The sequence below is a fragment of the Bacteroides sedimenti genome (genome assembly GCF_040365225.1).
GTDB classification, from domain to species: Bacteria; Bacteroidota; Bacteroidia; order Bacteroidales; family Bacteroidaceae; genus Bacteroides; species Bacteroides sedimenti.
The window spans coordinates 347203-364912 of sequence record NZ_AP028055.1 but is presented as its reverse complement, the minus strand read 5'-3'; the positions used below and the strand labels follow the sequence as shown (position 1 = coordinate 364912).

Genomic DNA, 17710 nt, shown 5'->3' with positions numbered 1-17710 from the left:
AAATAATTTATATCAATTAATAACACTGTTAACATCATTTATCATATTACGCTATCAATTTATCGGTTAATTAATCATATAAAGAGCTAAAACATAAATTAAAAAGGTGCAGACCTCACAATTGTAAATTGTTAAGTATACACCTTTCTATACTAATATCTACTTTAATCAAGTAAGCTCAGACTATAATATAGAGCAGCTTGAAAAAAATAGTTCTATTGTACAGCATCTTGAATAAATAGAAAAAACAAGAAGAGCTTTATTTTTCTTCTTAGTCATTCTCTCGTTTAAGATAAAAGAGAGTATAGACAGAAAAAATAAAGCTCTTCTTTTTGATAAGGTGCGATTCTACAACTTGATAGTCAGTCCAATTTTTCCGCCACTGAACTCATTGCCACCTCCTACTTCGAGGTTAATACCCACTTTATTGTTGAAGTAATAGCGTCCACCAATCTGAGCACCCAACCCTAAGCCGGATGTATGACTTCCATGATAACCGACGGGAGAGTTCCATACATCAAAACCAACGTTGAGTCCGGCATAAAAATCCCAGTTTCTAGGGATATTTAAAATAGTATTAAAATGATAATTGGCATTACCCGAAATTCCCCACACATTGCGGTCGTAATCGTGTCCTTCCCAATCTTCATTCCAGTTACGATACGAAAGTTCTGCGCCGACAGTAATATCCCGATGTACAGAATGATCGAATCCGATGTAAACAGGCAGGCCATATTCGGACAATCCAAAACCAGCATTTAGTTGGGTTCTTCCCACAGGTAGAGGACTTTGGGCAAAAGTCAACGAAGTAATTAGCATTAGTCCTAAGGACATGAATAGTTTTTTCATTGCTTCAAATGTTTAGTTTATAATATATAAAACGAATATCAACGGGCAATTGTTGCCACGCGTAAGTTAATCCTGCAATCGCAAGACGTAGCAAAATTATTTAATATTTTGATTTGTTCACTTGCTATTAGAATTTAATAAAATCATTTATTGTATTTTCGCATAATATGCTATATTTGTAATTTAATTTAAAAATCAGGACCGTGAAATTTACGATCGACACAGATAACAAAGAGTTCCAGGATGCTCTGAATCTTATTCAATATACCCGCCAATCAGTCTTTCTCACCGGAAAAGCGGGAACAGGGAAATCGACATTCCTGAAATACATCTGTGAAAACACCCGGAAAAAGCATGTGGTACTTGCTCCAACAGGAATTGCAGCAATCAATGCCGGTGGCAGCACACTTCACAGCTTCTTTAAACTGCCCTTTTATCCGCTTCTGCCCGATGACCCGAACTTCAGTTTGCAGGGAGGACGCATCCACGATTTCCTGAAATACCGGAAGGCTCACCGCAAGTTGATTAAGGAGGTAGAACTAATCATCATTGATGAGATTTCGATGGTACGGGCAGACATCATTGACTTTGTAGATCGGGTGTTAAGGGTTTACTCCAACAATATGAGAGAACCTTTCGGAGGAAAACAAATTTTGTTGGTGGGCGATGTCTATCAGCTGGAGCCTGTCATAAAAAATGATGAACGAGAGATTCTAAACCGGTTCTACCCCTCTCCCTTTTTCTTCTCGGCAAGAGTGTTTAATGAAATTGACCTGGTATCGATTGAGCTGAGGAAGGTCTACCGGCAAAGTGATAAAGTGTTTGTGGGAGTACTGGACCATATACGTACCAACACGGCCGGAGCTGCCGACCTGCAACTGCTTAACACACGATACAACACCCGCATTGAAGAAGCCGAACAAGATATGTATATAACACTGGCCACACGCAGGGACAATGTAGATTACATAAATAATAAGAAGCTGGCCGAACTGCCGGGCGACTCGGTCGTATTCGAAGGAGAGATAACCGGAGATTTCCCGGAAAACAGCCTCCCCACCCCCAAAGACCTGGAGCTGAAGGTGGGAGCTCAGATTATATTCATCAAGAATGACTACGAACGAAGGTGGGTGAATGGTACCATCGGAGTGATATCGGGAATAGATGAAGACGGGACTATATACGTGCTGACCGACGACGGGCGGGAATGCGACGTGAACAAGGACTGCTGGCGCAACATCCGCTACGTATATAACGAGAAAGAGAAAAAGATAGAAGAAGAGGAACTTGGAGTGTTTTTGCAATACCCCATCCGTCTGGCATGGGCAATTACGGTACATAAGAGTCAGGGGCTAACCTTTAGCCGGGTGGTTATCGATTTCAGCGGCGGAGTCTTTGCCGGTGGTCAGGCATACGTGGCATTGAGTCGTTGCACTTCACTCGAAGGAATTCAGCTGAAAAAGTTGATTTCAAGAGGCGACATCTTCGTAAAACCAGAGATAGTGGAGTTCGCTTCGCGTTTCAACAATCAGATGGCTATTGAAAAAGCCCTGAAACAAGCGCAAGCAGATATACAGTATTCAGAAGCTGTAAAGCAATTTGATAAAGGCAATTTCGAGGAGTTTCTGGAGCAATTCTTTTTAGCAATCCACTCCCGCTACGACATTGAAAGACCAATCGTAAAAAGATTTATACGGAAAAAGCTGGGAATCATAAACAAATTAAAGGAAGAAAACGTTGCTATAAAGAGGAAAATGGAAGAACAGCGGCAAAATCTGAAAAAGTACGCCAAAGAGTACTATCAGATGGGAAACGATTGTGTGACACATGCACATGATCTGCGGGCTGCTCTGGCCAATTATAATAAAGCACTCGAACTGGACCCGAAGATGGTGGACGCCTGGGTAAGAAAAGGACTCACACTCTTTGAAGACAATATGATACCCGAGGCACTGGGATGCCTCAACGAAGCGGTGAAGCTGAGTCCGAGAGCTTTCAAACCCAGATACAACCGGGGAAGAATTCAGCTGGAACTGAATCACATCGAAGAGGGAATTACCGATCTGGAGAAAGCATGCGATATAAAACCCGAGCATACAAAATCGCATGAACTGTTGGGCGACGCCTATGCCAGACTTGGAGAAGAGGAAAAAGCTGCAATTCATTGGCGGATTGCCGAAGAGTTGAAAAAAAGAAAAGATAATTCTAATAATTAAGAACAAATATTATGAATCAGAAAACAAAGAAACATTTAAAGATTACAGGAATTGTAATTGTATGTATTCTGGCAATTATGGCAATTCTACCCTATGCTTTTCAGGATAAGATAGAAAAGATTGTAGTGGTAGAGGGTAACAAAATGCTAAATGCCCGGTTCAACTTTGAAAGTCTGAACATCAGCCTGTTCAAGAACTTCCCAAAAGCATCCATCACGCTCAACAATTTCTACATAAAAGGAGTTGGCGAGTTTAACAACGACACACTGGTAAAATCCAGAAAAGCGACGGCAGCTATCGACCTGTTCTCTCTTTTCGGAAGCAGTGGCTACGACATCTCCAAAATCAGTCTGGAGGATACATACATACACGCCATCGTCCTCGAAAACGGAAAGACGAACTGGGATATCATGAAAACAGATACAACAGCAGCGGCAAAAGCCGAAAAACCTTCTACCTTCAGATTAAAGCTAAAGAATACTACGGCTGACAATCTAAATGTAGTGTATGACGACCGTCAGGGAAAGATGTATGCCTCCGTGAAGGAAATAAATGCAGAATGTTCGGGCGACCTGACCGCCGACCGCTCCACACTAAAAATTGAAGCGGAAAGTAAAGCATTCACATTTAAGATGGGAGCCATTCCATACATCAGCAATGCTGTAATCACAGCCAAAATGAATCTGGATGCAGACCTGGCCAACAGCAAATACACATTCAAGGAAAATGAATTCCAGCTGAATGCCATCAAGACAAATGTGGACGGATGGGTTGCCATGCTTAAGAACGGAGCAATGGACATGGACTTGAAACTCAACACCAATGAAGTTCAGTTTAAAGATGTTCTCTCTCTGATTCCGGCTATCTATGCAAAGGATTTTGAATCGGTAAAGACTACAGGAGCAGTTTCATTGGCAGCCAATGCGAAAGGTATCATGCTTGGCGATACTCTGCCAGCTTTCAATGCGAGCATGGTAGTTAAGAATGCAACATTCAGATACCCTTCTCTTCCGATGGGTGTAGACCAGATAAACATTAATGCCAGCGTGAAGAATCCGGGCGGAAGCGCAGACTTAACAGAAGTGAACATAAATCCGTTCAGCTTCCGCATGGCAGGCAATCCGTTCAGTCTGACTGCCATTATCAAGACACCGGTGAGCGACCCTGACGTAAAGGGAAGTGCGAAAGGTACCCTGAATCTGGGAATGATTAAACAGGTATATCCGCTCGAAGAGGGTATGCACCTTAACGGAACCGTCTCGGCAGATGTAAATATGGCCGGACGCATGTCGTACATCGAGAAAGAACAATACGACAAGTTCCAGGCATCCGGTTCATTAAGGTTGTCGAATATGGTTCTGAAGATGAAGGATATGCCCGATGTGGATATTCAGAAATCAACTTTCACCTTCTCGCCCAAATACCTGGACCTGAGTGAAACTACAGTAAAGATTGGCAAGAATGATATCACAGCCAATTGCAAACTTGAAAACTACATGGGCTACGCCCTGAAAAACAAAACCATTAAAGGTAACATGAACATCAAGTCGAATTACTTCAACCTGAACGATTTCATGGGAACCACCGCCACTACAACAGCTACGACGGGAACTGCCACAACCACTGCGCCTGCAAAAGCAAGTGCTGCCACATCGGCCATTGAGATTCCGAAGAATATTGACTTCAACATGACCGCTAATATGAAAAAGGTGCTCTTCGACAAGATGACATTCAACGACATGAACGGGAAAATGCTTGTGAAAGATGGCAAGGTGGATATGCAGAACCTCTCCATGAACACTATGGGCGGCTCAATTGTAATGAATGGTTCATACTCAACTGCGGCCAGTGTAAAGAGCCCGGACCTGAACGCCGGATTCAAGATGAACAACCTTTCTTTTGCACAAGCTTACAAGGAAATGGATATGGTACAAAAACTGGCTCCTATCTTCGAAAACATCAAAGGGAGCTTCTCGGGAAATATGAACTTTACCAGCAAGCTCGATCAGGAACTCACTCCGGTGTTCAACTCCATGCAAGGAGGTGGCAGCATCTCTACCAAGGATGTCAGCCTGAGTGGTGTAAAGGTGATCGACCAGATTGCCACTGCCGTGAAGAAAGAGAGCCTGAAAAACATGAAAGTGAAAGATTTGAAGATTGATTTCGCCATCAAAGACGGAAGGGTTGCCACAAAACCATTTGATATTAAACTTGGGGAAACGGTACTTAACCTATCCGGAACTACCGGACTTGACCAGACAATCGATTATTCGGGCAAGATAAAGCTGCCGGCTTCAACTGGTTCGTTGGCACAGCTAAGTACACTCGACCTGAAGATTGGCGGAACATTTACATCTCCTAAAGTCTCAATCGATACAAAAAGCATGGCCAAGCAGGCAGTAAGCGCTGTAAAAGAGAAAGCACTGGGCGAATTGGGGAAAAAGCTGGGAGTAGATCTTGCCAATGCTCAGAAACAGAAGGATGCTTTGGTGGCAGAAGCCAAGAAAGCAGGCGATAAACTGGTAGCAGAAGCACAGAAACAGGCAGATGCCCTGACAGAGAAGGCAGGAGGTAACATCCTGAAGAAGTTGGCTGCGCAGAAAGCCGGCGAACAACTGGTGAAGGAAGCCCAGAAGCAATCGGATAAACTGGTGAAGGAAGCCGAAGCACAGGGCGATAAGCTGATTGAAAAAGCAAAGGGTGAATAATATTATGCTAAAATGCTGATCAAATTATACGAAAAGAATAATAGCCCGAAGGATATTGAACAGATTGTTCAGGTACTTCGTGACGGAGGGGTGGTAATCTACCCCACCGACACGGTGTATGCCATCGGATGCCATGCCCTGCAGGTGCGCGCGGTTGAAAACATCTGCCGCATCAAAGATATCGACCCTAAGAAGAAGAGTCTCTCCATTATCTGCTACGACCTGAGCAATATCAGCGAATATGCCAAAGTGGAAAACTCCATCTTTAAACTCATGAAACGAAACCTGCCGGGAGCATTTACTTTCATTCTGATGGCTGGCAGCCGTCTTCCTAAGATTTTCAAAAACAGGAAAGAAGTAGGTATCCGTGTTCCCGACAATGCAATTATCCGGGAAATTTGCAGACAACTGGAAGCTCCTATATTAACAACCACCATTCCCTGGAATGAGAAAGAAGATATAGAATACCTCACTACCCCCGAACTGATTTACGAGAAGTTTGGCAGTATGGTAGACTTGGTAATTGACGGAGGCATAGGAGGCATTGAACCATCAACCATTGTAGACTGCACATCGGGCGAAGCAGAAATTACGCGTCAGGGAAAAGGAATCCTGGAAGAGGTGTGATACATATTTCGTAAGAAACAGCCCGTTCGAAAGAATAAATAAAGGAAGCCCCGCTGATACCATGAGGTTTATCAGCGGGGCTTTCACTATTTTTGATAAGAAGTGATTACTTCAGCAAAGTTTCAGGATCGAGGTTATCAGCTTCGATATCCTTGAAGTAACGGTAAGTACCCACCTTCAGTTCATCAGCAGCAGCATCGTCACAAACAACAATACCCTTTTCGTGAAGCTGAAGAGCGCTGATAGTCCACATCTGAGTGATAGAACCTTCAACTGCGTGATACAATGCACGAGCCTTGTTGTGACCGTTTACAATAATCAGCACTTCTTTTGCTGAAAGCACTGTTCCCACACCAACTGTCAATGCAGTCTTAGGCACTTTATTCACGTCGTTTTCAAAGAAACGAGAGTTTGCAATGATTGTATCTGTTGTCAAAGTCTTGATACGAGTACGTGAAGTAAGAGATGAACCCGGTTCGTTGAATGCGATGTGTCCATCAGGGCCAATACCACCTAAGAACAGGTCGATACCGCCGCATTCTTTGATCTTTGCTTCGTAACGTGCACATTCAGCATCCAGATCAGCTACATTTCCGTTCAGGATATTTACATTGGAAGCAACGATATCGATATGATTGAAGAAGTTGTTCCACATAAATGAGTGATAGCTTTCAGGGTGTTCTTTTGGAAGTCCAACATACTCGTCCATGTTGAAAGTTACCACGTTCTTGAAAGAAACAACGCCTTTCTTATATAAATCGATCAATGCTTTGTACATTCCAAGAGGAGAAGAACCTGTAGGCAAGCCTAACACAAATGGTTTTTCAGCAGTAGGACAAGCCTTGTTGATTTTTGCTGCTACATAATTTGCAGCCCACTGAGAAATTTTCTGATAATCAGGTTGAATGATTAGTCTCATAACAATAATGCTTTAAGTATTAATATTTTAAATAATTTATATTCTGTCTTTTTTCAGGCGATCGGCCATGGCTTTTGCCAGGTTTTCGCACTGAGTATAGGTAATATCTTTCATGCTTTGCTTCATCTCCACCGGATCGCCCACGATTTCGAATTTGCTCTTTTCGGCATATTCGGCCAGTCTCTTTACGGCTGCACCTGCCCAGCAGAAAGAACCGAAGTAACCCAGGTAGCGTCCCTTCACATCCCTCACCTCAATCTTAGAGAGGATTGATTCAATTTCCGGGAAAAGCTGATTGCTGTAAGTAGGGCTTCCGATAATCAATCCTTTGTATTTAAAGACATCTGTCAGGATGTATGATGGGTTCGATTTGGAAACATTGTGCATCACGATGTTTTTAATTCCGCAGGCCGAGAGTTCCGACGCGATGGTTTCCGCCATCTGTTCGGTATTGCCGTACATGCTTCCATAGACGATAACCACCCCCTCTTCGGCTTCATAGCGGCTTAGCTTATCGTAGAGGTCAATTACCTTACAGATGTTCTCCATCCACACTGGTCCGTGGGTGGAACAAATGGCTGATATATTCAGTCCTCTCAGTTTTTGAAGCGCCTTCTGCACCGGAGAGCCATATTTTCCTACGATATTTGAATAGTAACGAATCATTTCATCCCAGAATTTATCCACATTCATGCGGGAATCGATAAAGCCACCATCCAAAGTTCCGAAAGTTCCGAATCCATCTCCCGAGAAGAGGATGCCGTCTGTTTCATCAAATGTCATCATGGTTTCGGGCCAGTGCACCATCGGTGTCATGTAGAACTTCAGTTTATGATGTCCCAAAGCCAGATAGTCTTCATCTTTCACCAGGTATTGTTCGCCGGTTACTCCGTAAAAACCTTCAATCATGCCGAAAGTCTGCTTATTGCCCACAATGACAATATCGGGATAATGTTGTTTTATCAGGCGGATTGAGCCGGAATGATCCGGTTCCATATGATTTATAATCAGATAATTAATGGGACGGTCGCCGATGATGCTTTTAATTTTGCGGAGATATGTCTCAAAATAGCACACATCCACGGTATCTATAAGTGCTACAAGCTCGTCATCAATCAGGTACGAATTGTAAGACACGCCATAAGGCAGCGGCCACATACCCTCAAAAAGATGCTTGTTTCTGTCGTTCACACCAACGTAGTGAACTTTTCCCTTAATTATATTTTTATGTTGCATATTACTATCCTTTTATATTCAACAGCAAAATTAATCTTTTTATCTCAATATCTATATAATTTTCCTTGATATGCGCCTCTTTCACGCATTCTTTTCTTCACACGCTCAGTAAATTCGTAGTTCTTCAATCCCCAATCGGGAGCTATCAGCAACTCTTTTGGAGACTGTGACACGAACCTTTCGAGAACAATATCCGGTCGGAGCCGTTCCACATAGTCAATCACCAGGTCTATGTATTCATCCACCTCGTACAAATGAAATTCTTCGGGATGCTCTTCAAATTCGTGCGCCATGCGTGTGCCGCGAATCAGCTGAAGCTGATGCAGCTTCAGGGTAGTGAGCGGAAGTTGCGACAATCGTTCTGCCTGATTCACAATATCATCGTGCGTTTCTCCGGGTAAACCAAGAATCACATGCCCACCGGTCAGTATTCCTCTGGAAGCGGTACGCTGCACTGCATCTACTGTTTCGGCATACGTATGCCCACGGTTTATGCGCTTCAGGGTAGCATCGTTGGTACTTTCAATGCCATATTCCACCAAAAGGAACGCTTTTTCGTTCAGCTGCTGCAGATAATCAAGCAGTTCATTGGGCATGCAGTCGGGACGGGTTCCGATAACCAGCCCCACTACCCCATCCACGCTGAGAGCTTCTTCGTATTTCTGTTTCAGCTCTTCAAGTTCCGAATAAGTATTTGTGTATGCCTGAAAGTAGGCCAAATACTTCATATCCGGATATTTACGAGCAAAAAACAGCTTACCCTCTTCCAACTGCTCTTTTACAGATTTTTCTGTCTTGCAGTATTCCGGGTTAAACGTCTGATTGTTGCAGTAGGTACAACCGCCCTTCCCCTTTACCCCATCCCTGTTGGGACAAGTAAAGCCGGCATTAAGCGAAATTTTCTGAACTTTACATTCAAAATGATTTCGAAGAAAAGTAGAAAAGTCGTTATAGGCGGGTTTCTGATTCATGCTATTTTCTTAATTAAAACGCAAAGGTACGCAATTTATTCCAAATAAGCGAAGGAATTCATACCCCACCAGTCATAAGCCCTCCTTCAGGGTGATGCATCAACACTAACAAGGAATTTTACATCGTGCCATTCATTTAGCGGGAGGCTGTTTTCTTTTCCGATTCTTACGTTATACATTCGTAATTCCTTGTACAAAAGAATGCATTGTTTTGTACAGAAGAAAAGATTGTTTTGTACAAAAGAATGCATTCTTCTGTACAGAAAAAAAACAATACAACAGGTTCTTTTTATTTTATCTGCCGATAACCTCATTTTAGAGCCATACAGTTGTTTACAGCATTTATATCCAAAAGTATCTTAAGTTTCACTTTATACGATCCAGACTCCTGTCCTCTAAACATTACATACAGCAAAATGAACACTTGTAGATTGGTATCTCTTCGTTTTGGAAAAAGAATAAAAGATTCTTTTAAGCCATTACATACACATTGAATGTAGAAAATTTTAAAAAGATCCATTATCTTTGAGGCAGCGCAGTGTTGTTAAAAAATGACAGTGTGGAAACATTGTATTACGGTTATATGGACAACCAGAGATCTTTGATAGCACAGACAGACCAAAACGGAACTTTGGCAGAAAAATATGTATATGATCAATGGGGAGCAAGATTAAATCCTTATGATTGGACAGATAAAGATAATCGTACATTGTGGATTAAAAATAGAGGCTATACCGGATACGAACATTTAAAAATGTTCAACATCATAAATATGAATGGTCACTAGATTGAAGGTAAATCACAGATTGAAAATTGAATGGTTATTTTACCTAGTTTACTCTTAAAAGGAGGTACTTTTACTATTAACTCTTGGAGGGAATTATGCAAAATATAATTTATGGGAATGCAAAAGAAATACAGAATTTGTTGATCAAACTTTATATTACTTAGGTAAAGCTAATGATCTTATAGATGTTTTAGTCAAGACTACTGTTATTAATGGTTTAACTAAAAGTATGATTTTAAAAGCAAAAAATATAGAAAAAACAACAATCTGGATTAGTGTAGGAGTTAATATCCTTCAAGTAGAAAATGCATTTCTTAAAGATGGGAATCATTTAGGAAATAATTCAAATAAAGCAATAGCAGGAGCAGTTGGTGGATGGGCAGGTGCAAAGATTGGCTTTGAAATAGGAGCAGCTTCAGGAGCGATATTAGGATGGCAAATAGGGCTATATTTTGAAGGTGTCGGTGCAATATCTGGAACAATAGGAGGTGGTCTTATTGGTTCCTGTGGTGGAGCTTGGGGAGGTAGCACTCTTGTAGAAAGTTTTTTTAATCAATAATTATTAATTAAAATGAAGAAAATTGAATGGTTTTGGAATATGATTCACTATATGTTATACAGATGGGATATAAGTTTCAGCATTGCATTGAACTATACACTTCCATTTTATTGGATAAATAAAATTCCAGCGGTAAGAAGACATAAAGAAAAAATTGGTATGCCCAAGATGAACGATTATTATAGAGAAATGATGAATAATCCCAAACATGGCTCAAGTATTATATGGGCGGGTGGTGAAATCGGAGTAATATTTATCTTATTTACAGCAAGTATTTTTAACATTCTTCAGACTGTTCTAGATTTTAAAAACTTGTATAGTTGTATTTATGAGAATATATTATACATAATTCTATATCTCATTCTTATTATAATGCCAGGATATTTTATATGCCAGAAATTATTATTTCAAAATGATAAATATCTTGAATATTTTAGTGAATTTGATCAAATTCCGAAAAACAAGAAAATTATATGGGGGTTTGTCACTTTGTTCATAATCATTTTAGATATTAGCCTATTTTTAGGGAGTTTTGTATTGATTCATTAAATATAGGTAATATACAAATATAAGAAGAGAAGAATAAAAATAATTAATTAAAATGATATGTAAAAATTGAATAGAGAATGGTGGGTGCAGACTCACCATTCTTTTATTAAACCTCAGATTGTATCTTATACAAGCTATTCATATCAAAGAAAACTTTTAAGAGATGCACTCTGCATAATCGATTAAATTACTTATTTTTGCAGGACATAACAGAAATCAGAATTATTGCAACATGAGAAAAATTAGTTTTCTATTGATATTTTGCGCGCTTACATTGACTGTTTTTGCACAGGGCGGCAAGGTGTTGACATTTAAAGATGCTGTAGAAGGCAAATATTACGGCGAAAGATTAGGTAAAGTGGTGCCTATGGCCGATGGTGAACATTACACAATGATAAGCAAGGACAAGAAACGCATTGTGAAGTATTCATTCAAAACCGGCAAAGAGGTGGAAACCCTTTTCGATGTGGCAACCGCCCGCGAATGCAAGTTCAAGAGTTTTGATGATTACCAGCTCTCACCTGATGAAACAAAAATCCTGATTCAGACAGAGACACAGCATATTTACCGCCATTCCTTTACGGCTGTTCATTACGTTTACACCATCAAACGAAATGTAGTGGAAAAACTATCCGACGGCGGCCCTCAGCAGGTACCTACCTTCTCGCCGGATGGCAATATGGTTGCCTTTGTAAGAGATAATAATATCTTCTTGGTGAAGTTCCTTTATGGCAACAGTGAATCGCAAGTTACTACAGACGGGAAATTCGGTAAAGTGATTAACGGTATTCCCGACTGGGTTTACGAAGAGGAGTTCTCCTTCAATCGCGCACTTGAATTCAGCCCCGACAATAAGATGATTGCTTTCGTACGCTTCGACGAATCGGAAGTGCCGATGTACTCCATTCAGTTGTTTAAAGGAGAATCTCCTTCCATCGACCAATTTGAGTACTATCCTGGAGCCTATTCCTACAAATACCCGAAAGCCGGCCACGTTAACTCGTTAGTTACTGTACACTCATTCGATATTAAATCGAAGGTAACCCGCAAACTGGATATTCCAATCAAAAAGGAGGATTACATCCCACGCATCCGCTTTACTAAAGATGAGAACAAGTTGGCTGTAATGACCCTGAACCGTACACAGAACAAGTTCGACATGTACTTTGTGAATCCTCGTTCGGGCATTGCCAAACTGATTCTTAGAGATGAAAGTAAATACTACATCGGCGAAAACAGCTTGGATAACATTGAGTTCTATCCCAACAATTTCAGCTTTATGAGCGAAAAGGACGGGTTTAACCACCTCTACTGGTACTCCATTGGCGGCAACCTGATTAAGCAGGTGACCAAAGGGGACTTTGAAGTGAGCAAATACCATGGATGGGACCCTGCAACCAACACTTTCTACTATGAAAGCAATGAAGGAAATACGCTTCGGAAAGCTGTATATGCCATCGACATCAAAGGGAGAAAGACAAAACTCACCGAGAAAGAAGGAACAAACAGTGCCATGTTTGCAAGCACAATGAAATACTTTATCAACACTTACTCAAACCTGACCACTCCGCCGGTAATTACGCTGAACGACAATAAGGGAAAGGAACTGAGCGTGCTTGTGAGCAATGCCAAAATAAAAGAGGCTATCGCCCAGATGGAGATGCCGAAAAAGGAATTCTTCTCGTTCACCACTTCCGAAGGTGTGAAATTAAACGGATGGATGATGAAGCCTGCCAACTTCTCTGAATCGAAGAAATACCCGGTTATCCTTTACCAATACAGCGGACCGGGCACACAACAGGTGGCAGACCGCTGGAATATTGGAGAAACAAGAAACGGACTGGGATGGGAAGCGTACATGACCACACAAGGATTTATCATTGCTTGTGTAGACGGACGTGGAACCGGTGGCCGTGGCGAAGAGTTTACCAAATGCACCTACATGCAACTTGGGGTAAAAGAGGCGAAAGACCAGGTGGAAGCGGCCAAATACATAAACAAGCTGCCTTATGTGGATGAAGGAAGAATCGGCATTTGGGGATGGAGCTTTGGCGGATACAACACCATTATGAGTATGAGTGAAGGAAGTGCCGCGTTTAAGGCAGGCGTTGCCGTGGCTCCTGTTACCGACTGGAAGTTTTACGATACTACCTATGGCGAACGCTTTATGCGCACCCCGCAGGAGAATGCCGACGGATATGCAGCTTCATCGGCATTTACACGTGCTGATAAGTTAAGCGGAAAACTACTGATTATACATGGTTCGGCTGATGATAATGTGCACTACCAGAATGTAGCGGAATATTGCGAGCAATTGGTACAAGCCAACAAGCAGTTTGAAATGCAGGTTTACACCAACCGCGACCATGGTATTTATGGAGGAAACACCCGCAACCATCTATTTACACGCATTACAGAGTTCTTCAAGAACAATCTGTAATATCTTTAAGAAAATACTATCAAGAACACAAGCAAAATGGAAAGAGTCAAGAAACCGGAGTGGTTAAAAATAAGTATTGGAAGCAACGAGCGCTACACAGATACAAAGCGGATTGTTGAATCGAACAAGCTGCATACCATTTGTAGTAGCGGACGTTGCCCTAATATGGGGGAATGCTGGGGGAAAGGAACTGCAACCTTTATGATTTGCGGGGATGTTTGTACCCGTTCCTGCAAATTCTGCAATACCCTAACCGGGAAACCGCTTCCGCTAAACCCGGAAGAGCCGAAAAAAGTGGCTGAATCAATCCGGTTGATGAATCTTTCGCATGCAGTAATCACCTCGGTGGACAGGGACGACCTGCCCGACTTGGGGGCATCACACTGGGCAAAGACCCTTTGCGAGATTAAACATCTCAATCCGAAAACAACCACCGAAGTGCTGATTCCCGATTTTCAAGGGAAAATGGAGCTGGTAGATATGGTTATTGAGGCTAAACCCGATATCATTTCGCATAATATGGAGACTGTGCGCCGCATCAGCCCTGTTGTACGAAGCGCGGCAAATTACGAAACCAGCCTGAAAGTCATTGCAAGAGTGGCACAAAGTGGTCTGGTTGCCAAATCGGGAATCATGGTTGGTTTGGGAGAAACACCCGAAGAGGTGAAAGAGTTGATGGACGACCTTCTGCAGCAAGGTTGCCAGATTCTGACCATCGGGCAATACCTGCAACCGTCTCACAAACATTTCCCGGTTGCGGCATATATTACTCCAGTTCAGTTCGATGCTTACAAAGAATCCGGTCTGAGAAAAGGATTTAAACAGGTAGAAAGCGCTCCACTTGTTCGTTCGTCATATCATGCAGAGAAACATATTTTAAAGAATCCGACAAAATAAGAACCAATCGAAAGAAAAATTGTTCTATGTTAAAATAGAAGTGATTATATGGGAATTTCTTTCATTAAAAAAGCGTCCGGATTATTTATAATAAATGGCACCATCGGAATTTTGCCAATAGCTGTTTGCATGCTCCTCAGTGAATTCTTGCCTGATCCGACAGCTATTTATATAAGCATTATCACCAGTATATGTTTCTCGGCTCTGCTTTATTTTTTGATTGGATTTGGAGGAAGTCCGATACTTTCTTCGGCATCCACCCTTCTGCTCATCTTGCTTGGCATATCCACCTTTATCCCGGCTATCAGCATACCCAAGGGAATGTTGCCCTTTTATGCGGAGATAGGGGTTATTATCTTTGTCTCCATCCTTCTTTACGAACGAAGAAAAATAAAGAAACTGATATTAAGGGTGAACAGCTCTCGTTATGATGAAAATGTTATGCATAGCATCAACTCAGGAGCAATTTATTCAAGATTGATACAACTTTTATGTATCCCTCATTTTATCATTACTTCGCTATTTATTATATTCGGTTCGCCCCTGGGGCCAAGAACCAGTTTAATCCTGCTCCATATTCTGCCTCCGACGATTTTCATTTCAGCTATTATCATTAGTCAGATTGGACTGTCAATGCTTTATTCATTAGCAAGACGGGTGGATAACATTCCTGTACTGAACGAAAAGGGTGAAGTTATCGATAAGAAATACAGTTTCGAGGCATACTATTACAAAAACAGATATCTGAATCCGGTTATCCGCATTGCCGTGATATCAAACGGCATGATGTTTCTTTGTCGACGCCCCGAAAAGTTCAACTACAATCCGGGAAAAATAGACCTCCCAATGGAAACGTATTTACAGTATGAAGAGAAGCCGGAAGATGGGGTAAAAAGGATTCTCAGAAAATATTTTCCAGAGAATGAAGAACTCGATCCAAGGTTCAGCATTAAATATCGATTCAAAAACGAGGAAACCAATCGTCTTATCTACCTATATATACTTTATGTGGAAGATGACAGCCAGCTCTGTAATCCCCGATTCCAGGATGGGAAGCTGTGGACTATACAGCAAATTGAATCAAACCTGAACAAAGGTTATTTTGGAGACTGCTTCGAAGATGAATACGAACAGTTGAAAGATGCGGTATTGTTCAGCGAAGAGTTTAAGTAAACCGTATTCAGGTTACTTATACAGCAAGAAAATACAAGGAATCTTTGTCAGATCGGGCAACTTGCCTTTCCACTCTTTTACCGTTTTTGTTTTAATATACTCTCCTTCGCAGGTAATATTTGCTGCAATGCACAGTTTAGTCTGCGGACGGCAGTTATTAAGGATATCCTCCGCCATCTTATTGTTACGATAAGGTGTTTCAATAAAGAGCTGAGTCTGGTTTTCAGAGTAAATACGCTGCTCCAAGTGTTTCAATGTTTTTATCCGTTCGGCAGGTTCTATGGGAATATAACCATGGAAAGCAAAGCTCTGCCCGTTAAAACCGGAAGCCATCACTGAAAGAATAATAGAAGAGGGACCAACCAACGGAACAACCTTCAGATTCTTTTTCTGTGCAATAGCCACAACATCCGCACCTGGATCGGCAACAGCAGGACATCCTGCTTCGGATATTACTCCCATAGGCATGCCTTGAGTAAGAGGTTTGAGATAACCAGAAATTTCTTCCGGAGAAGTATACTTGTTTAAAGGATAAAATGTTAGTGTATCAATATCAATCTCCCTATCAACCTTCTTCAGGAAACGACGGGCCGACCGGATATCTTCAACTATAAAATGCTTGATTTGAACAATTATCTGTTTATTGTATTGCGGTAAAACTGATTCAATAGGAGTATCACCTAATGTGACGGGGATAAGATATAAAGCAACTTCCATTATCTGGTTTTAATATTAAGGGTTAAATCTCGACTCCGAGAGCATACGGGTATAATCATTCATCTCGAGAAGTTCCTTAAGCGTCATATTCTTATGGTTCTTCATATATGAGTCCACAATCTGCATTCCCATCCACACACCTGTCATCATTGGCGAATTATCACCAAAGAAAGCTGTATTAGGGGCTTGCTTAAGATATTTGCGAATAATCATCGGGTCGGTACTGTTTAGATGTCCGTTCTGTAACATGTATCCCCAAATATTCTTGCTATTGAATTTGCACCACTCCTCTTCGTGTTTTGTATAGTTCAACTCTTCACCGAAGCTCTTGTATTCGAGTATTTTTGAAACCACATAATGCACTTTCGCATAATAAAGCATCACATCCAGCAAATGTCCCTTGTTATTCTCAGGGAAAGGATACTCGCTAAACAGAAAAAAGCTGAAACAATCCGGCAAAATACGATCAGGCTTCATGCTTTTTCGCTGATAATCGTAGAAATAGCGTTTATAGAGCATGTAATCTTCGCCCATGTATTTGTCAATACTAAAGCCAAGAATGGAATCACCCACAACAACCGACTCGTTTAATGCGGATATCTGAGAATATATATGAGGAATTTTAAGCGCCGGAATTTCTTTCTTTAGTTTTTTGAATCCTTTTTTGAAACCTTTTTCAAGACGGTTCATATCGCTGAACTTTCTTAAAGCATCTGTTGTAAGCATACGAAGTGTGGAATCAGAATAGAATTCCTTCAACTTTGTGTTTATCTTATCGTCATTTACCTGTCCAAGGCGTAAAACATCTTCGATAAGGTATTTGGTTTCTTGCAGATACTCTGTATTTAGTTTCTTTAAAGCAGAAAAGCTATTAAACTCAACGTATTCATTAAGAACTTTATCATAACGTTCAATTTCTATTCTTTCGACCGCATTGCCCCGCTCCTTCTTTCCTGAAGCCAGATGACAGGAAAAAAAGATCAGACACATAAGACAAAAGAATATAAATTTCCTCATAAAAAAAGTTGCAGTGAAAAGCTGCAAATAGCTTTTCACTGCTTA

At 41.2% G+C, this 17710-nt stretch carries 14 protein-coding genes and 1 pseudogene; 9 read left to right on the top strand and 6 right to left on the bottom strand.

The features are described from left to right. Window positions 1–348: 348 nt before the first annotated feature. Complete coding sequence (locus tag ABWU87_RS01330; protein ID WP_353332551.1) at window positions 349–849, bottom strand: hypothetical protein; 501 nt, start codon at window positions 847–849, stop codon at window positions 349–351. A 203-nt stretch (window positions 850–1052) separates the two neighbouring features. Between ABWU87_RS01330 and ABWU87_RS01325 the strand changes: the two genes are divergently transcribed. The 3 genes and pseudogenes from ABWU87_RS01325 (at window position 1053) to ABWU87_RS01315 (ending at window position 6400) form a co-directional block, all read left to right on the top strand. Next, on the top strand, window positions 1053–3065 hold the full coding sequence (locus tag ABWU87_RS01325; RefSeq protein WP_353332549.1) for an AAA family ATPase: 2013 nt from the start codon (window positions 1053–1055) through the stop codon (window positions 3063–3065). An 11-nt stretch (window positions 3066–3076) separates the two neighbouring features. Further along, window positions 3077–5614: pseudogene (locus ABWU87_RS01320) on the top strand (AsmA family protein); the annotation flags it as partial. A 171-nt stretch (window positions 5615–5785) separates the two neighbouring features. Further along, entirely contained in the window at window positions 5786–6400 is a 615-nt protein-coding gene (locus ABWU87_RS01315) for an L-threonylcarbamoyladenylate synthase (RefSeq protein ID WP_353332547.1), read from the top strand. 106 nt (window positions 6401–6506) lie between these two features. On the opposite strand, the gene nagB is transcribed toward ABWU87_RS01315, so the two are convergent. Genes nagB through ABWU87_RS01300 form a run of 3 tightly spaced genes read right to left on the bottom strand, consistent with a single transcriptional unit; the run spans window position 6507 to window position 9526 of the window. Continuing rightward, entirely contained in the window at window positions 6507–7319 is an 813-nt protein-coding gene (gene nagB, locus ABWU87_RS01310) for a glucosamine-6-phosphate deaminase (protein WP_353332545.1), read from the bottom strand. A gap of 36 nt (window positions 7320–7355) precedes the next feature. Then, window positions 7356–8555 (bottom strand): FprA family A-type flavoprotein, encoded by a 1200-nt coding sequence (locus ABWU87_RS01305; protein WP_353332543.1) that lies wholly within the window; start codon window positions 8553–8555, stop codon window positions 7356–7358. Window positions 8556–8599: 44 nt separating this feature from the next. After that, on the bottom strand, window positions 8600–9526 hold the full coding sequence (locus ABWU87_RS01300; RefSeq protein ID WP_353332541.1) for a TIGR01212 family radical SAM protein: 927 nt from the start codon (window positions 9524–9526) through the stop codon (window positions 8600–8602). A gap of 559 nt (window positions 9527–10085) precedes the next feature. On the opposite strand from ABWU87_RS01300, the gene ABWU87_RS01295 reads away from it, so the two are divergent. The 6 genes from ABWU87_RS01295 (at window position 10086) to ABWU87_RS01270 (ending at window position 15931) form a co-directional block, all read left to right on the top strand. Then, complete coding sequence (locus ABWU87_RS01295) at window positions 10086–10313, top strand: hypothetical protein (protein ID WP_353332539.1); 228 nt, start codon at window positions 10086–10088, stop codon at window positions 10311–10313. A gap of 229 nt (window positions 10314–10542) precedes the next feature. Beyond that, on the top strand, window positions 10543–10872 hold the full coding sequence (locus ABWU87_RS01290; protein WP_353332537.1) for a hypothetical protein: 330 nt from the start codon (window positions 10543–10545) through the stop codon (window positions 10870–10872). A gap of 12 nt (window positions 10873–10884) precedes the next feature. After that, complete coding sequence (locus ABWU87_RS01285; RefSeq protein WP_353332535.1) at window positions 10885–11421, top strand: hypothetical protein; 537 nt, start codon at window positions 10885–10887, stop codon at window positions 11419–11421. A gap of 232 nt (window positions 11422–11653) precedes the next feature. Beyond that, window positions 11654–13861 carry a S9 family peptidase gene (locus ABWU87_RS01280; protein WP_353332533.1) on the top strand — a complete coding sequence of 736 codons (2208 nt, stop codon included), beginning with the start codon at window positions 11654–11656 and terminating at the stop codon, window positions 13859–13861. Window positions 13862–13879: 18 nt separating this feature from the next. Beyond that, window positions 13880–14758, top strand: a complete 879-nt coding sequence (gene lipA / locus ABWU87_RS01275; protein ID WP_353334495.1) for a lipoyl synthase — start codon at window positions 13880–13882, stop codon at window positions 14756–14758. A gap of 48 nt (window positions 14759–14806) precedes the next feature. After that, entirely contained in the window at window positions 14807–15931 is a 1125-nt protein-coding gene (locus ABWU87_RS01270) for a hypothetical protein (protein ID WP_353332531.1), read from the top strand. 12 nt (window positions 15932–15943) lie between these two features. On the opposite strand, the gene ABWU87_RS01265 is transcribed toward ABWU87_RS01270, so the two are convergent. After that, window positions 15944–16648, bottom strand: a complete 705-nt coding sequence (locus ABWU87_RS01265; RefSeq protein ID WP_353332529.1) for an SAM-dependent methyltransferase — start codon at window positions 16646–16648, stop codon at window positions 15944–15946. Window positions 16649–16663: 15 nt separating this feature from the next. Continuing rightward, window positions 16664–17665, bottom strand: a complete 1002-nt coding sequence (locus tag ABWU87_RS01260; protein WP_434533897.1) for a gliding motility lipoprotein GldB — start codon at window positions 17663–17665, stop codon at window positions 16664–16666. Window positions 17666–17710: the final 45 nt, after the last annotated feature.